General features: G+C 52.1%; 12 protein-coding genes. 11 read left to right on the top strand and 1 reads right to left on the bottom strand.

Annotated features, from left to right (window positions below; all coding sequences use genetic code 11):
* Window positions 1–41: 41 nt before the first annotated feature.
* The 3 genes from dnaK (at window position 42) to nhaA (ending at window position 4643) form a co-directional block, all read left to right on the top strand.
* Entirely contained in the window at window positions 42–1961 is a 1920-nt protein-coding gene (dnaK, locus tag BM191_RS06890; protein ID WP_092876501.1) for a molecular chaperone DnaK, read from the top strand.
* Window positions 1962–2072: 111 nt separating this feature from the next.
* Window positions 2073–3209: a molecular chaperone DnaJ gene (dnaJ, locus tag BM191_RS06885; RefSeq protein WP_092876499.1), complete on the top strand. Its 1137-nt coding sequence runs from the start codon at window positions 2073–2075 to the stop codon at window positions 3207–3209.
* A gap of 255 nt (window positions 3210–3464) precedes the next feature.
* Window positions 3465–4643 carry a Na+/H+ antiporter NhaA gene (nhaA, locus tag BM191_RS06880; RefSeq protein ID WP_092876497.1) on the top strand — a complete coding sequence of 393 codons (1179 nt, stop codon included), beginning with the start codon at window positions 3465–3467 and terminating at the stop codon, window positions 4641–4643.
* A gap of 87 nt (window positions 4644–4730) precedes the next feature.
* On the opposite strand, the gene rpsT is transcribed toward nhaA, so the two are convergent.
* Window positions 4731–4994 carry a 30S ribosomal protein S20 gene (gene rpsT, locus BM191_RS06875; protein ID WP_078002786.1) on the bottom strand — a complete coding sequence of 88 codons (264 nt, stop codon included), beginning with the start codon at window positions 4992–4994 and terminating at the stop codon, window positions 4731–4733.
* 317 nt (window positions 4995–5311) lie between these two features.
* On the opposite strand from rpsT, the gene ribF reads away from it, so the two are divergent.
* The 8 genes from ribF to carB all read left to right on the top strand — a co-directional run bounded on the left by ribF (window position 5312) and on the right by carB (window position 16901).
* The gene (ribF, locus tag BM191_RS06870; protein WP_092876495.1) at window positions 5312–6250 is read left to right on the top strand and encodes a bifunctional riboflavin kinase/FAD synthetase; all 939 of its coding nucleotides are present in this window, start codon (window positions 5312–5314) and stop codon (window positions 6248–6250) included.
* Between the two features lie 30 nt (window positions 6251–6280).
* Window positions 6281–9097 carry an isoleucine--tRNA ligase gene (gene ileS / locus BM191_RS06865; RefSeq protein ID WP_092876493.1) on the top strand — a complete coding sequence of 939 codons (2817 nt, stop codon included), beginning with the start codon at window positions 6281–6283 and terminating at the stop codon, window positions 9095–9097.
* Window positions 9097–9603, top strand: coding sequence for a signal peptidase II (gene lspA / locus BM191_RS06860; RefSeq protein ID WP_177203304.1), 507 nt, complete (start codon window positions 9097–9099; stop codon window positions 9601–9603). Before ileS ends, lspA begins: the two co-directional genes overlap by 1 nt.
* Window positions 9604–9606: 3 nt before the next feature.
* Window positions 9607–10077 (top strand): FKBP-type peptidyl-prolyl cis-trans isomerase, encoded by a 471-nt coding sequence (gene fkpB / locus BM191_RS06855; protein WP_092876489.1) that lies wholly within the window; start codon window positions 9607–9609, stop codon window positions 10075–10077.
* Entirely contained in the window at window positions 10058–11011 is a 954-nt protein-coding gene (ispH, locus tag BM191_RS06850) for a 4-hydroxy-3-methylbut-2-enyl diphosphate reductase (RefSeq protein ID WP_092876487.1), read from the top strand. The genes fkpB and ispH overlap by 20 nt, the downstream gene beginning before the upstream one ends.
* A 214-nt stretch (window positions 11012–11225) precedes the next feature.
* Window positions 11226–12047, top strand: coding sequence for a 4-hydroxy-tetrahydrodipicolinate reductase (gene dapB, locus BM191_RS06845; RefSeq protein ID WP_092876485.1), 822 nt, complete (start codon window positions 11226–11228; stop codon window positions 12045–12047).
* Between the two features lie 466 nt (window positions 12048–12513).
* Entirely contained in the window at window positions 12514–13662 is a 1149-nt protein-coding gene (carA, locus tag BM191_RS06840; RefSeq protein WP_092876483.1) for a glutamine-hydrolyzing carbamoyl-phosphate synthase small subunit, read from the top strand.
* A gap of 14 nt (window positions 13663–13676) precedes the next feature.
* On the top strand, window positions 13677–16901 hold the full coding sequence (carB, locus tag BM191_RS06835) for a carbamoyl-phosphate synthase large subunit (protein WP_092876481.1): 3225 nt from the start codon (window positions 13677–13679) through the stop codon (window positions 16899–16901).
* Window positions 16902–17132: the final 231 nt, after the last annotated feature.

Raw genomic sequence — 17132 nt, 5'->3', positions numbered from 1 at the left:
CATAACCTGATTAAAATCGAATTTTTGTAGGAGATGTTCAGATGGGTAAGATTATTGGTATTGACCTCGGTACGACTAACTCTTGTGTCGCGATCATGGACGGCGCTAAAGCGCGCGTGCTGGAAAATGCTGAGGGCGATCGCACCACGCCTTCAATTATTGCTTACACACAGGACGGTGAAACGTTGGTAGGGCAGCCGGCTAAACGTCAGGCTGTGACGAACCCTCAGAATACGCTGTTTGCGATCAAACGCCTTATCGGCCGCCGCTTTCAGGACGAAGAAGTTCAGCGTGATATCAAAATCATGCCGTATAAAATTACCCAGGCCGATAACGGCGATGCCTGGTTGGATGTAAAGGGCCAGAAAATGGCGCCGCCGCAGATTTCCGCCGAAGTACTGAAAAAAATGAAGAAAACGGCTGAGGATTATCTGGGCGAAGCGGTTACCGAAGCGGTTATCACCGTACCTGCTTATTTTAACGATGCGCAGCGTCAGGCGACGAAAGATGCTGGTCGTATCGCCGGGCTGGATGTGAAACGCATCATCAACGAACCTACGGCAGCAGCGTTGGCGTACGGTCTTGATAAAGGCCAGGGTAATCGCACCATCGCGGTGTATGACCTGGGTGGCGGTACCTTCGATATCTCTATCATCGAAATCGATGAAGTTGAAGGTGAGAAAACCTTCGAGGTGCTGGCAACTAACGGTGATACTCACCTCGGGGGTGAAGACTTTGACAGCCGTCTGATCAACTATCTGGTTGCTGAGTTTAAGAAAGATCAGGGCATCGATCTGCACAATGATCCGCTGGCAATGCAGCGCCTCAAAGAAGCAGCAGAGAAAGCTAAAATTGAGCTCTCTTCTGCCCAGCAAACTGATGTTAATCTGCCGTACATTACGGCGGATGCAACCGGTCCTAAGCATCTGAATATAAAAGTGACTCGCGCTAAGCTGGAGTCACTGGTAGAGGATCTGGTTAGCCGCTCTATCGAACCGCTGAAAGTGGCTTTGCAGGACGCCGGACTGTCAGTGTCTGATATCAACGATATTATCCTGGTTGGTGGTCAGACGCGTATGCCGATGGTTCAGGCGAAGGTTGCTGATTTCTTCGGAAAAGAGCCGCGTAAAGACGTTAACCCGGATGAAGCGGTGGCCGTCGGTGCAGCGGTTCAGGGGGGCGTGCTGGCCGGTGACGTTAAAGATGTATTGCTGCTGGACGTTACTCCACTGTCGCTGGGTATCGAAACCATGGGGGGCGTAATGACTGCGCTTATCAGCAAGAACACCACGATTCCGACCAAGCACAGCCAGGTGTTCTCAACGGCAGAAGATAACCAGTCAGCCGTAACGATCCACGTTCTGCAGGGTGAGCGTAAACGCTCTTCTGACAACAAGTCACTGGGCCAGTTTAACCTCGATGGCATTCAGCCCGCACCACGCGGTATGCCGCAGGTTGAAGTCACTTTTGATATCGACGCCGATGGTATCCTGCACGTTTCCGCAAAAGACAAAAATAGCGGTAAAGAGCAGAAGATCACCATTAAAGCTTCTTCCGGTTTGAGCGATGACGAAGTAGAAAAAATGGTGCGCGATGCCGAGGCTAACGCTGAGTCTGACCGTAAGTTTGAAGAGCTGGTTCAGGTCCGTAATCAGGGCGATCAGCTGTCTCACAGCACCCGGAAACAGCTGGATGAGGCGGGCGACAAACTGCCAGCTGACGACAAAACTGCTATCGAAACGGCGCTTAATGCTCTTGACAGCGCACTGAAAGATGAAGACAAAGCAGACATCGAAGCGAAAATCCAGGCGTTGGTTGAGGCGTCTGGCAAGCTGATGGAGTTTGCTCAGCAGCAGGCTCAGGCTGGTGCAGCAGAGGCGGGTGCTGGCGCGGATGCTTCAAAACGTGAAGATGATGTCGTTGACGCCGAGTTTGAAGAAGTCAAAGATAACAAAAAATAATGGCCCTTAGCGGGCGCAGATCTCTCCGCTCAGGGGAAGTCTGGTAACCAGCACGGGCGTCGGAGTTACATCCACGCCCGTGTACGCATGTTAAGGGGGATGAAAATAATAATGGCGAAACAAGACTACTACGAGATTCTGGGCGTTGCGAAGTCTGCGGATGAGAAGGAAATAAAAAAGGCGTATAAGCGTCTGGCAATGAAGTTTCATCCGGACCGCAATCCCGGTGATAAGGACGCTGAAAATAAATTCAAAGAAATTAAAGAAGCCTATGAGATCCTGACCGATGCGCAAAAGCGTGCGGCTTACGACCAGTATGGACACGCAGCTTTTGAACAGGGCGGAATGGGCGGTGGTGGCGCTGGTTTCGGTGGAGGCGGTGCTGATTTCAGCGATATCTTTGGCGACGTATTTGGCGACATTTTTGGTGGTGGACGCCGACAGCGTGCTGCGCGCGGTGCCGATCTACGCTATAACATGGAGCTGACGCTGGAAGAAGCGGTACGCGGCGTGACCAAAGAGATCCGCATACCCACGCTACAGGAGTGCGATGTTTGCCACGGTAGCGGCGCGAAAGCGGGTACGAAGCCGCAAACTTGTTCCACTTGTCATGGTGCCGGGCAGGTGCAAATGCGTCAGGGCTTCTTTAGCGTGCAGCAAGCTTGTCCAACCTGTCACGGTCGTGGCACGGTAATCAAAGATCCCTGCAATGCCTGCCATGGCCACGGTCGGGTTGAACGTTCGAAGACCTTGTCAGTTAAAATTCCTGCGGGTGTTGACACCGGCGATCGCATTCGTCTTACAGGAGAAGGGGAAGCGGGTGAGCAGGGTGCGCCAGCGGGCGATCTGTACGTTCAGGTTACGGTGAAAAAACATCCTATCTTTGAACGCGAGGATAACAACCTGTACTGCGAAGTGCCGATCAATTTCGCTATGGCAGCGCTCGGCGGTGAAATTGAGGTACCGACCCTGGACGGCCGCGTGAAGCTGAAAGTTCCGGCGGAAACTCAAACCAGCAAGCTATTCCGTATGCGTGGTAAAGGTGTTAAATCAGTACGGGGCGGTAGCGTAGGCGACTTACTTTGTCGCGTAGTGGTGGAAACGCCAGTGGGCCTTAACGAGCGACAGAAAGCGCTGCTTCAGGAGCTGCGTGAAAGTTTTGGCGGACCTACAGGTGAAAATAACAGTCCGCGGTCAAAAACCTTCTTTGACGGCGTGAAGAAGTTTTTTGATGACCTGACCCGCTGAGTTGTTGGCGTATCTCACGCGATAAAAAAACGGGAGCCTCAGGCTCCCGTTTTTTATGCCCGCAGACAGCAAGAAAATGGCACACCATCTTGACTATAGAGCGTGATAAATCAGAATAATATAAAAACTTTCAGCGTTAAAAATCGTCACGGGTGCCTGGAAATCGCGTGTAAAATTATCTGGAGCAATGTGGCTTTTCACCACCGGGGGCTGCGGTTAAACTGCAGAGCGCAATAATCTGTATCAGGACGAGCAGTGACACATAAACGAACTTTCAGCCATCTCATAAAAACTTTTCTTCACAGTGATGCCAGCAATGGCATTGTGATGATCATTGCGGCGCTGGGGGCTATTGTTCTCGCCAATAACGATGCAACGGTACAGGACTATCATCGTTTGTTGTCACAGCCGGTACAGATTCGCCTGGGCGTGCTGGAAATCAACAAGGATCTGTTGCTGTGGATCAACGATGCGCTGATGGCGTTGTTTTTCCTGTTGATTGGACTGGAAGTTAAACGGGAGCTGCTGATCGGTGAGCTGGCAAGTCGCAGCCGGGCAATTTTCCCGCTGATTGCCGCGCTGGGTGGCATGGTCGCTCCGGGATTGATTTTTTTCGCGTTTAATCATGCCGATCCCATTGCACGTAATGGCTGGGCTATTCCAACTGCCACCGATATTGCTTTTGCGCTGGGGGTACTGGCGCTGCTCGGTAGCCGGGTTCCTGCGGCGTTAAAAGTTTTTTTAATGGCGCTGGCAATCATTGACGATCTTGGTGCCATTATCATTATTGCGCTGTTTTATACTAATAACCTGTCGCTACTGTCACTCAGTATCGCGGCGGCGGCTCTCGTCGCGTTGGTGCTGCTTAATCTGTTCAACGTGCGTAATATTGCGGTGTATATGCTGGTGGGCGTTGTCCTGTGGACAGCGGTGCTCAAATCAGGGGTCCATGCAACGCTGGCCGGGGTGATTGTCGGATTCTGCGTGCCACTGGCGCAAAAGGAAGGATATTCTCCGGCTGAACAGCTTGCGCATAGCCTGACGCCCTGGGTTAACTGGCTAATATTACCGCTTTTCGCTTTTGCTAACGCGGGGGTGACTCTGGCGGGGATACACTTCTCGGATGTGCTGTCGCCTGTACCTCTGGGTATCACTCTTGGTCTGTTACTGGGTAAGCCTCTGGGGATCACGCTGTGTTGCTGGCTGGCTGTCAGACTGCGGCTGGCCGCACTACCCGACGGAACCCGTCTGAGTGATATTGCGGCAATCGGTGTGCTGTGTGGCATCGGCTTTACGATGTCTATTTTTATCAGCTCACTGGCGTTTGACGCCGCCCATGAGCAGCTGATGACATTCTCTAAACTGGGAATTCTGAGCGGCTCAATTCTTTCTGCACTGGCAGGCTATATGCTGCTGCGCACTAAGTTCAGATAGCAGACGTACGGACGAAGCACGATACGAAGGCAATAAAAAAGCCAACGCGGAGCGTTGGCTTTTCAAAGCTGATGATCAAACCGACCGTTAAGCCAGTTTGTTAATCTGCGCAGTCAGGCTGGCCTTATGACGAGCTGCTTTATTTTTGTGGATCAGACCTTTAGCAGCCTGGCGGTCCACGATCGGTTGCATGTCGTTAAATGCTTTCTGTGCTGCTTCTTTATCGCCAGTGGCGATAGCCGCGTGTACTTTCTTGATGAAAGTACGCATCATGGAACGACGGCTTGCGTTATGCTTGCGGCGTTTTTCTGACGTTACGACGCGTTTCTTAGCTGATTTGATATTAGCCAAGGTCCAACTCCCAAATGTGTTCTATTAGGACAAATCAAAGGCCGAGGACTATGCCTTTTCGGACTTCTGTTGTCAATGGATTTGTGCAAATAAGCGCCGTTTAAACCACAGCACCTGATTACGGATTCGATGGCGCAAGATCATACCAGCTTCGCCTCCGCGAATACAGCATTAAACGTAAAAAAGGATAGAAATCCGCCATAGCGGCGTTCTCCAGATTAAATGGTACCAGAAACAGGAGAAAGGGGGCATTCGCGGGTTAACCTTCCTCGCGGTACAAGGTATAATCCGCCGATTTCCAACCTGTTGGGTCAGCCATGAAGTTTATCCACGGCATACATAATCTGAAGGTACAGCATCGCGGCTGTGTGCTGACCATCGGTAATTTTGATGGCGTACATCGTGGCCATCAGGCGCTGCTTTTTCGCCTTTGCGAAGAGGGGCGGAAGCGTAAGTTACCGGTGATGGTCATGCTGTTTGAACCCCAGCCGATGGAGTTGTTCTCGCCGCAGATCGCGCCAGCAAGGCTGACGCGGCTACGTGAAAAACTGTGCTATCTGAAAAAGGCGGGTGTCGATGCGGTGCTTTGCCTGCGCTTTGACCGCAGGTTCGCCTCTCACTCTGCCGAAAGCTTTATCACCGATTTACTGGTCGACAAGCTGGACGTTCGTTTTCTGGCCGTCGGAGATGATTTTCGCTTCGGTACCGGGCGTGAAGGCGACTTCACGTTGCTACAGCAGGCTGGTAGCCGCTATGGCTTTGATGTTATCAGCACGCAGACCTTATGTGATAACGGCGTGCGCATCAGTAGTACCGCCATCAGGCAGGCTCTGGCGGACGATAAGCTGGATCTGGCGACCTCACTGCTGGGCCATCCGTTTAGCATCTCAGGTCGTGTTGTCTACGGCGATGCTCTCGGACGTACGATTGGTTTTCCCACCGCCAATATTCTCCTACGCCGTTCAGTGTCGCCGGTGCAAGGTGTTTATGCGGTGGAAGTGCATGGCCTGGGCGATAAGCCGCTGCCTGCTGTCGCAAATATCGGTAGCAGGCCAACGGTCGGCGGCGTACGCCGACAGCTTGAAGTCCATCTGTTTGATGTTGAAATGAATCTTTATGGCCGCCATATTAATGTGGTGTTAAAAGAGAAAATACGTGATGAGCAGCGCTTTGAGTCATTCGACGCGTTGAAGCAGCAAATCGCTAAAGATGTGGTGACCGCCCGACGATTTTTTGGGCTGAAAACACCGGTTTAAACAGAACCGAAATACGGAATCGAGAATCTGATGAGTGACTATAAATCAACCCTGAATTTGCCTGAAACGGGGTTCCCTATGCGCGGCGATCTGGCTAAACGCGAACCGGGAATGCTGCAACGCTGGAGTGATGACAACCTTTACGGCATTATTCGCGCGGCCAAAAAAGGGAAAAAAGCCTTTATCCTGCACGATGGCCCTCCTTATGCGAACGGCAGTATTCATATTGGTCACTCAGTCAATAAGATTCTGAAAGATATTATCGTCAAGTCAAAAGGCATGGCAGGGTTTGATTCGCCTTATGTGCCGGGTTGGGACTGTCACGGTTTGCCTATTGAGCACAAAGTCGAGCAGATGATCGGCAAGCCGGGCGAGAGAGTCAGCGCGGCTGAATTTCGCGAGGCGTGCCGGAAATACGCAGCAGAACAGGTTGAAGGCCAGAAAAAAGACTTCATCCGTCTTGGCGTGCTCGGCGACTGGGACCATCCTTATCTGACGATGGATTTCCAGACTGAAGCGAACATTATTCGTGCGCTGGCAAAAATTATCGGCAACGGTCATTTGCATAAGGGGGCTAAGCCGGTTCACTGGTGCCTGGACTGCCGCTCCGCGCTGGCAGAAGCCGAAGTCGAATACGATGACAAAATCTCGCCCTCGATTGACGTAACCTTTGATGCGGTTGATAAAAGCGCCGTGCAGGCTATATTCGGCGCGGCCGCGGTTAACGGTCCAATCGATCTGGTTATCTGGACTACCACGCCGTGGACAATGCCAGCTAACCGCGCTATTTCCCTGCATCCTGAATTTGATTATCAACTGGTGCAGATCGCCGATCGGGCGTTGATTCTGGCGAAAGATCTTGTCAGCAGCGTAATGGCGCGGGTTGGCGTTACTGAATGGACAGTGCTGGGCGAATGTAAAGGCACAGCGTTGGAGCGGCAACAGTTCAAGCATCCGTTTTTGAATTATCTCTCGCCGGTAGTGCTTGGAGAGCACGTAACGCTGGAAGCCGGTACTGGCGCTGTACATACCGCCCCGGGTCACGGTCCCGACGATTACGTTATTGGCCAAAAATATGGGATTGAGATCGCCAATCCGGTCGGCCCTGATGGATGCTACCTGCCGGGTACTTATCCGACGCTTGACGGCGTTAACGTATTTAAAGCCAACGATTTGGTTGTCGATTTGCTAAGGGAGAAAGGCGCGTTGCTGCACGTGGAAAAACTGCAGCACAGCTATCCGCACTGCTGGCGCCATAAAACGCCAATCATTTTCCGGGCTACACCGCAGTGGTTTATTAGCATGGATCAGAAGGGGCTGCGTGCGCAGTCGCTGAAGGAGATTAAAGGCGTGCAGTGGATCCCCGGATGGGGTCAGGCACGTATTGAATCGATGGTGGCAAATCGCCCGGACTGGTGTATATCCCGTCAGCGCACTTGGGGTGTGCCAATGGCGTTGTTTGTGCATAAAGAAACCGAACAGCTGCATCCCGATACTCTGGCGCTGATGGAAAAAGTCGCCCGACGTGTTGAGCAGGATGGCATTCAGGCATGGTGGGATCTCGATGCGCGCGAGCTAATGGGCGATGATGCCGACAGCTACACCAAGGTTCCGGATACCCTCGACGTCTGGTTTGACTCTGGCTCTACCAGCTTCTCCGTGGTGGATAACCGCCCTGAATTTGAAGGTCATCAACCGGATATGTATCTGGAAGGGTCGGATCAGCATCGCGGTTGGTTTATGTCGTCCCTGATGATCGGCGTGGCGATGAAAAATAAAGCGCCTTACCGCCAGGTTCTGACACACGGTTTCACCGTCGATGGTCAGGGGCGTAAGATGTCAAAATCCATCGGCAACACCGTGGCACCGCAGGACGTGATGGACAAACTCGGCGCGGATATTTTGCGTCTGTGGGTGGCCTCAACCGACTACTCCGGTGAGATGGCAGTGTCCGACGAAATTCTCAAGCGCTCGGCAGATACCTATCGTCGCATCCGCAATACGGCGCGCTTCCTGCTGGCAAACCTCGCTGGCTTTAATCCGGAAACCGATCGGGTGAAGCCGGAAGAGATGGTGGTTGTCGATCGCTGGGCCGTTGGACGGGCACAGGCCGCGCAGAAAGATATCATTGCCTCTTACGCCAGTTATGATTTTCATGAGGTCATACAGCGCCTGATGCAATTCTGCTCGATAGAGATGGGCTCTTTCTATCTGGATATCATTAAGGATCGTCAGTATACCGCTAAGAGCGATGGCCTCGCGCGGCGCAGTTGTCAAACGGCCTTGTGGTATATCGCTGAAGCGCTGGTGCGTTGGATGGCGCCGGTTCTCTCATTTACTGCTGATGAAATCTGGGGTTATCTGCCCGGCAAGCGTGAGCAGTATGTGTTTACTGGAGAGTGGTTCGACGGACTGTTTGGCCTTGAGGACGATGAGGCGATGAATGATACCTTCTGGGCCGATTTGCTGAGTGTGCGCGGTGAGGTAAATAAGGTGCTGGAGCAGGCGCGCAACGACAAACGCATTGGTGGTGCACTGGAAGCGGCGGTGACGCTCTATGCTGATGAAGCGCTGGCAGCCAAATTGATCAGCCTCGGCAATGAGCTGCGTTTTGTTCTGCTGACTTCCGGCGCACAGGTGGACGATTATGCTCTGGCCCCGCAAGAGGCCCAGCAGAGCGAATTGATAAAAGGGCTAAAAATCGGACTGCATAAAGCTGAAGGGAGTAAGTGTCCGCGCTGCTGGCACTATACTCATGATATCGGTCAGGATGCTGAGCATCCTGAACTCTGTGGCCGCTGTGTCACCAACGTAGCCGGGAACGGCGAAGAGCGTAAGTTTGCCTGATGAGTAAGCCTTTATTATCAACTGGATTACGCTGGCTCTGGCTGGCAGTGGTGGTGATTGCCGTCGATTTTGCCAGCAAACAGTGGGTTATTCACCACATGATGCTGCATGAGACACTGCCTGTTATGCCGTTTTTCAACCTGTTTTATGCTCACAATTACGGTGCAGCTTTTAGCTTTCTCGCCGACAAAGGCGGCTGGCAACGGTGGGTTTTTGCCGCCATTGCCATCGCTATTGTGATATCGCTGCTGGTGATAATGTATCGCTCAGCAGCGACGAAGTGGCTGAACAACGTCGCCTACGCGCTCATTATCGGTGGCGCGCTGGGTAACTTGTTTGACCGGGCATATCACGGATTTGTAGTCGATTTTATCGACTTCTACGTCGGTGAGTGGCATTTCGCCACCTTCAATATCGCCGACTGTGCCATCTGTATCGGTGCTTCGCTGATTGTACTGGAAGGGTTTATCACGCCGCCCGCTAAACAGGTGAAGGCCAAAGGGTAGGTTATGTCTGATTTTGTGCAGTGTGACAGTGCAGTACTTGTCCATTTTGTTATGAAACTGGAAGATGGCTCCATCGCTGAGTCGACAGCAGAGAATGGTAAACCTGCACTGTTTCGCCTGGGCGACAATAGCCTTTCAGACGGGATGGAAGAGCAGCTGCTCGGATTGCGTGCTGGTGAAAAAAAAAGCTTTTCGCTGGCACCTGATGACGCATTCGGCAAGATCAGTCCCGATTTGATTCAGTACTTCTCCCGGCGTGATTTTGTTGCCGCCGGGGAGCCAGAAATCGGTGCAATTATGTTATTTACCGCGATGGATGGCAGTGAAATGCCCGGCGTGATCCGCGAAATTTCCGGTGATTCTATCACCGTAGATTTCAATCATCCGCTATCCGGGCAGACGGTTCATTTTGAGGTTGAGGTGCTGGAAATAGATCCCAACCTGGAGGCTACCAATGCGAATACTGTTAGCTAATCCACGCGGCTTTTGCGCCGGTGTGGATCGCGCCATCAGCATTGTGGAGCGTGCGCTGGAAATGTATGGTGCGCCGATTTATGTGCGCCATGAGGTAGTGCATAACCGCTATGTGGTGAACAGTTTGCGCGAACGCGGTGCCATTTTTATTGAACAGATTTCAGAAGTGCCGGACGGTGCGATCCTGATTTTTTCCGCACATGGTGTATCTCAGGCGGTACGAGCGGAAGCCAAAGCGCGTCGTTTAACCATGCTGTTCGATGCGACTTGTCCTCTGGTCACCAAAGTTCATATGGAAGTGGCGCGAGCCAGCCGCAAGGGCGTTGAGGCGATCCTTATCGGCCACGCCGGGCACCCAGAAGTAGAAGGCACGATGGGCCAATATAATAATACTTCGGGCGGAATGTACCTGGTTGAATCTCCGGCGGACGTATGGAACTTGCAGGTTAAAGACGAGGATAACCTGTGCTTTATGACTCAGACGACGCTCTCCGTTGATGACACTTACGATGTCATTGATGCACTCCGCGCGCGTTTTACTAACATCGTTGGTCCGCGCAAAGATGATATCTGTTATGCCACCACTAATCGTCAGGAGGCGGTGCGCCATCTTTCTGCTGAAGCCCAGGTAGTACTGGTTGTCGGCTCCAAAAACTCGTCGAACTCTAATCGTCTTGCCGAGCTGGCTCAGCGTGCTGGCAAACTGGCAAAGCTGATTGATTCCGCAGAAGATATTCAGGAAGAATGGGTTAAAGACGTAGAGTGTATTGGCGTTACCGCAGGCGCTTCAGCGCCGGATGTATTGGTTCAGCAGGTTATTCAGCGCCTGCGTGAGCTGGGCGGTGAGCCTGCTATTGAGCTGATTGGCCGCGAAGAGAACATCGTCTTTGAGGTGCCTAAAGAGTTACGGGTTGATGTACGCCAAGTAGTATAACGGCAGTTCCTGCTTGTCTCACGAAACCCCGGAAGCGTGCAGCCCGTCTCCGGGGTTTATCTTTTCTGTCATTATATTTCCTGAACAAAATCTGTTTTACTGATACGACCTTTGGCTTAAATTCTTAACTCTGCGAGTTTAGAGGTGGTACAGGTAACGGCGCACCGTTAACCTGACGTTGTAATAACAGACAAGATTTCGGGAATGAATAGCTATGATTGAAGCACAGGTTCGCCTTGCCATTGTAGGGGCCTCGGGGCGCATGGGACGCCAGCTTATTGCCGCCAGTCATCAGATCCCTGGGGTTACGCTTGGTGCTGCGCTGGTGCGTGAAGGATCATCGCTGCTCGGCTCTGATGCAGGTGAACTGGCGGGCATTGGTGCTCTCGGTGTCAGGCTGCATCACAGTCTGGAGGCGGTAGCCGATGAGTTTGATGTACTGATCGATTTTACCCGCCCTGAAGCCTCGCTGCGCTATCTGGATTTTTGCCGACGCCATCATAAAGCGGTTGTTATCGGTACGACTGGGTTTGACGAACAGGCGCGTGCAGCGATTGAGGAGGCGGCAACTGAAACGGCCGTGGTGTTAGCGGCTAACTTCAGCGTAGGCTTGAATCTGGTACTCAAGCTGCTGGAAAAGGCGGCTAAAGTGATGGGTGATTACTGCGATATTGAAATTGTTGAAGCTCATCATCGTCACAAAGTAGATGCACCCTCAGGTACCGCGCTGGCAATGGGCGAAGCTATCGCCACGACAATGGGCTGGAAACTCAGCGAGCATGCTGTTTATGCCCGTCAGGGGGATACTGGCGAGCGCCCTTCAAACGCTATCGGTTTTGCGACGGTGCGCGCTGGCGATATTGTTGGCGAGCACACAGCAATGTTTGCTGACATTGGTGAACGTATAGAGATTAGCCACAAGGCTTCAAGTCGTATGACCTTTGCAAATGGCGCAGTTAGGGCTGCAATTTGGCTTAATGGTCGTAAAGATGGCTTATATGATATGAAAAATGTGCTGGATTTGGAAAATTTATAGTTTTTAATTATCGTCTCTATGCGATTTTTATTATTTTACTGGATTGTTTTTTATGGCAATAAGCATATTGCCATTTGTTTTTTATAATAAATGTGACTTTTCATCATTACTTATTGTTAAAACCTCAGTTTTATTATCTTTTCAGCTTAATTAATAGCACTTGAAAGTCAATTTTGATCATTTGGTTCGCTTTTCTTCCTTCTGAACAACTTAAAATGAATAACTTAGTCTGAAACGACACTTTTCCCACAATTATTACCTTTTTTCAGGGCAGAGAATCATTAAATGCACTGAATGACATAAAAATACAAAAAAATTACCCTCCGGAGTGGACAAGTATGAGGGCTAACCGTAGAATGCGCGCAATTTGCCAAAAATTGACCAGTCAGGCGGTTTTTGCATTGATTAGCCCCTGCCTATGAATTAATATGCAAATATATTGACTTTTTATTCCCTGGAGGACGTTTTGATTAAGTCAGCGCTATTGGTTCTGGAAGACGGAACCCAATTCCACGGCCGGGCCATTGGAGCAGAGGGGTCGGCCGTGGGGGAAGTCGTTTTCAACACCTCGATGACCGGTTATCAAGAAATCCTCACTGATCCCTCCTACTCCCGCCAGCTCGTCACTCTCACTTATCCCCATATCGGCAACGTCGGCACCAACGCCGCTGATGAAGAATCCACTCAGGTTCATGCGCAGGGACTGATTATTCGGGATCTTCCGCTCATCGCCAGTAACTTTCGTAATGAAGAGAGCCTGTCTGACTATCTCAAACGCCACCTTATCGTGGCAATCGCCGATATTGATACCCGCAAGCTGACTCGCCTGCTGCGTGAAAAAGGCGCGCAAAACGGCTGCATTATTGCCGGAGATAATCCGGACGCCGCGCAGGCGTTGCAGAAAGCGCAGGCGTTTCCCGGTTTAAAAGGGATGGATTTGGCAAAAGAAGTCTCGGTAACCAAGCCTTACAGTTGGCAGCAGGGAAGCTGGTGCCTTGAGAGAGTGCTGCCGGGGGCGCGAACCGCTGCAGAGCTGCCCTTACATGTGGTTGCGTATGATTATGGCGTTAAGCGTAACATTTTGCGTATGTTGGTCGATCGCGGCTGCCGCCTGACGGTTGTTCCGGCACAAACGCCAGCTGACGAAGTGCTGAAAATGAAGCCGGACGGCATCTTTCTCTCTAACGGTCCCGGCGATCCGGAACCCTGTGATTACGCCATCTCGGCGATTAAGCACTTTTTGACGACGCAAATACCGCTGTTCGGTATTTGTCTCGGTCATCAGCTGCTGGCATTAGCCAGCGGCGCGCGCACCATCAAGATGAAACTGGGCCATCACGGTGGCAACCATCCGGTAAAAGATCTCGATAATAACAGCGTGATGATCACCGCCCAGAACCACGGTTTTGCGGTTGATGAAAATGATTTACCGACAAATCTGCGGATAACCCATAAGTCGCTGTTTGATCACACGGTGCAGGGTATTCACCGTACCGATAAGCCGGCATTCAGCTTTCAGGGGCACCCCGAGGCCAGTCCAGGGCCACATGATGCTGCGCCGTTGTTTGATCATTTTATCGAGCTTATTGAAGCTTATCGTTCTACCGCCAGGTAACCAGGAGCTAATAAATGCCAAAACGCACTGACATAAAATCTATCCTGATCCTCGGCGCCGGCCCGATCGTTATCGGTCAGGCATGTGAGTTTGACTATTCCGGCGCACAGGCTTGTAAAGCACTGCGTGAAGAAGGTTATCGTGTCATTCTGGTTAACTCAAACCCCGCCACCATCATGACCGATCCCGAAATGGCTGATGCCACTTACATCGAGCCTATTCACTGGCAGGTGGTCCGCAAAATTATCGAAAAAGAGCGGCCGGATGCGCTACTCCCCACGATGGGGGGGCAGACGGCGCTTAACTGTGCTCTTGAACTTGAGCGACAGGGCGTGCTGGCGGAATTTGGCGTGACGATGATCGGTGCGACAGCGGATGCAATTGATAAAGCCGAAGATCGCCAACGCTTCGATAAGGCAATGAAAAATATCGGCCTGGGCACTGCCCGTTCCGGCATCGCTCATAACATGGAAGAGGCACTGGCCGTCGCCGCAGACGTTGGTTTCCCCTGCATTATTCGCCCTTCATTCACGATGGGTGGCACCGGCGGTGGCATTGCTTATAACCGTGAAGAATTCGAAGAGATTTGCGAGCGCGGCCTGGACCTCTCGCCAACCAGTGAGCTGCTAATCGACGAGTCATTGATTGGCTGGAAAGAGTATGAGATGGAGGTGGTGCGTGATAAGAACGATAACTGCATCATCGTCTGCTCAATAGAGAACTTCGATGCGATGGGCATTCACACGGGGGACTCGATCACCGTCGCGCCGGCACAGACCCTCACCGATAAAGAGTACCAGGTGATGCGTAATGCTTCGCTGGCGGTATTACGTGAAATCGGCGTTGAGACCGGTGGCTCTAACGTGCAGTTTGCGGTGAATCCACAAAATGGTCGGCTGATTGTAATTGAAATGAACCCGCGCGTATCACGCTCTTCGGCACTGGCATCCAAAGCGACGGGCTTTCCGATCGCCAAGGTCGCAGCCAAACTGGCCGTAGGCTATACCCTTGATGAGCTGATGAACGATATCACGGGTGGCCGCACGCCAGCTTCATTCGAGCCATCTATTGATTACGTGGTGACCAAGATCCCGCGCTTTAACTTCGAAAAATTCGCCGGGGCCAATGATCGTCTGACCACCCAGATGAAGTCGGTCGGCGAGGTGATGGCGATAGGCCGTACCTTGCAGGAGTCGATGCAGAAAGCGTTACGCGGGCTTGAGGTTGGCGTGAATGGATTCGATCCAAAAGTGACGGCAGAGGATGCAGATGCGGTAACGCGTATCCGCCGTGAGTTGAAAGATGCGGGTGCCGAGCGTATCTGGTACATCGCTGACGCTTTCCGTTGCGGGATGAGCATCGAGGATGTGTTTGCGCTGACCAACATCGATCGCTGGTTCCTGGTTCAAATTGAAGAACTAATACAGCTTGAAGCCAGCGTGGCACAGCAGGGAATAAAAAGTCTGAGTAAAGATGTTTTGCACGCCCTGAAGCGCAAAGGTTTTGCCGATGCCCGATTGGCCCAGCTGGTTGGTGTGGCCGAATCGGAGATCCGTCAGCTGCGCGATCAGTATGGCCTGCATCCGGTATATAAGCGTGTGGATACCTGTGCCGCCGAATTTGCGACCGATACCGCCTATATTTATTCAACCTGGGAGGAGGAGTGCGAGGCGAATCCTAACCCGCTGCGGGATAAGATTATGGTGCTGGGCGGTGGACCAAACCGTATCGGCCAGGGCATTGAATTTGATTATTGCTGCGTACACGCCGCGTTAGCGCTGCGCGAAGATGGTTTTGAAACCATCATGGTGAACTGTAACCCTGAAACGGTTTCAACCGACTACGATACCTCGGACAGGCTCTATTTCGAACCGGTCACATTGGAAGACGTGTTGGAAATCGTACGCATTGAACGTCCTAAAGGCGTCATCGTGCAATACGGTGGTCAGACGCCGCTCAAGCTAGCGCGAGCACTGGAAGCGGCTGGGGTACCCGTGATTGGCACCAGCCCGGATGCCATCGATCGGGCAGAAGATCGTGAGCGCTTTCAACAGGCGGTTGAGCGTCTTGGCCTGAAACAGCCAGCCAACGCGACCGTGACCACCGTTGAGCTGGCGGTAGAAAAAGCGGTCGCTATTGGTTATCCGCTGGTGGTGCGTCCGTCTTATGTGCTGGGTGGCCGGGCGATGGAAATCGTTTACGATGAAACCGATCTGAAGCGCTACTTTGCCAACGCGGTACAGGTATCTAATGATGCACCGGTACTGCTGGACCGCTTCCTGGATGATGCAGTCGAGGTGGACGTCGATGCTATCTGCGACGGTGAGCGGGTGCTTATCGGCGGCATTATGGAACACATTGAGCAGGCGGGCGTGCATTCCGGTGACTCAGCCTGTTCACTGCCGGCTTATACCCTGAGTCAGGAGATTCAGGATGTCATGCGCCATCAGGTAGAAAAGCTGGCCTTTGAACTTGGCGTACAGGGGCTGATGAACGTACAGTTCGCGGTAAAAGATAATGAGGTCTATCTGATCGAAGTCAATCCGCGTGCGGCGCGTACCGTTCCCTTTGTGTCTAAGGCAACCGGCGTACCCCTGGCGAAAGTGGCTGCGCGGGTGATGGCCGGGAAATCGCTGCTGAGTCAGGGGGTCACTGAAGAGATTATTCCGCCCTATTATTCGGTAAAAGAAGTGGTGTTGCCGTTTAATAAATTTCCCGGCGTAGATCCTATTCTTGGCCCGGAAATGCGCTCTACCGGTGAGGTTATGGGCGTTGGCCGGACGTTTGCCGAAGCTTTTTCCAAAGCGATGCTCGGTGTACAGAGTACGATGAAGAGAGGCGGGCGGGCATTGCTGTCGGTACGTGAGGCCGATAAGAAGCGAATTGCGGCCCTGGCAGATAAGCTACTGCAGTTCGGTTTTGAGCTGGATGCCACCCACGGTACAGCGGTGACGCTCGGTGAAGCGGGGATCAATCCACGCCTGGTGAATAAAGTTCACGAAGGGCGACCGCATATTCAGGACCGGATTAAAAATGGTGAGTACACCTATATCGTTAATACCACTGCCGGGCGCCAGGCCATTGAGGATTCAAAGCTCATCCGCCGCAGTGCTTTGCAATACAAAGTTCACTATGACACTACGATCAACGGCGGTTTTGCGACGGTGAATGCGCTCAACGCCGATGCGACAGGTCGGGTTATTTCAGTGCAGGAGATGCACGCGGAAATGCGGCGTTAATCCTTGCCAGAGGGGTTTAGAAATCCTCGCATTGCGGGGATTTTTTTCTCTGAGTGAAAAATTTTATTCGTCGCTCCGATGCAGAGGCGTAAGTCTAACGAGGTAGATTGCCTGACGCTCAGATGAATCGTTGCAGAAAATGAAACGGACAAATTCACACGGCGATTAAGTCAGAATTGGCCCGGCGACAGAAACCCTGACGGTATCGGTACAGTTGGACCATAAGTCGGA

Source organism: Izhakiella capsodis, from assembly GCF_900115045.1.
Lineage (GTDB): Bacteria > Pseudomonadota > Gammaproteobacteria > Enterobacterales > Enterobacteriaceae > Izhakiella > Izhakiella capsodis.
Note: the sequence above shows the minus strand (reverse complement) of the source record. Positions and strands in the feature narration are given on the sequence as shown.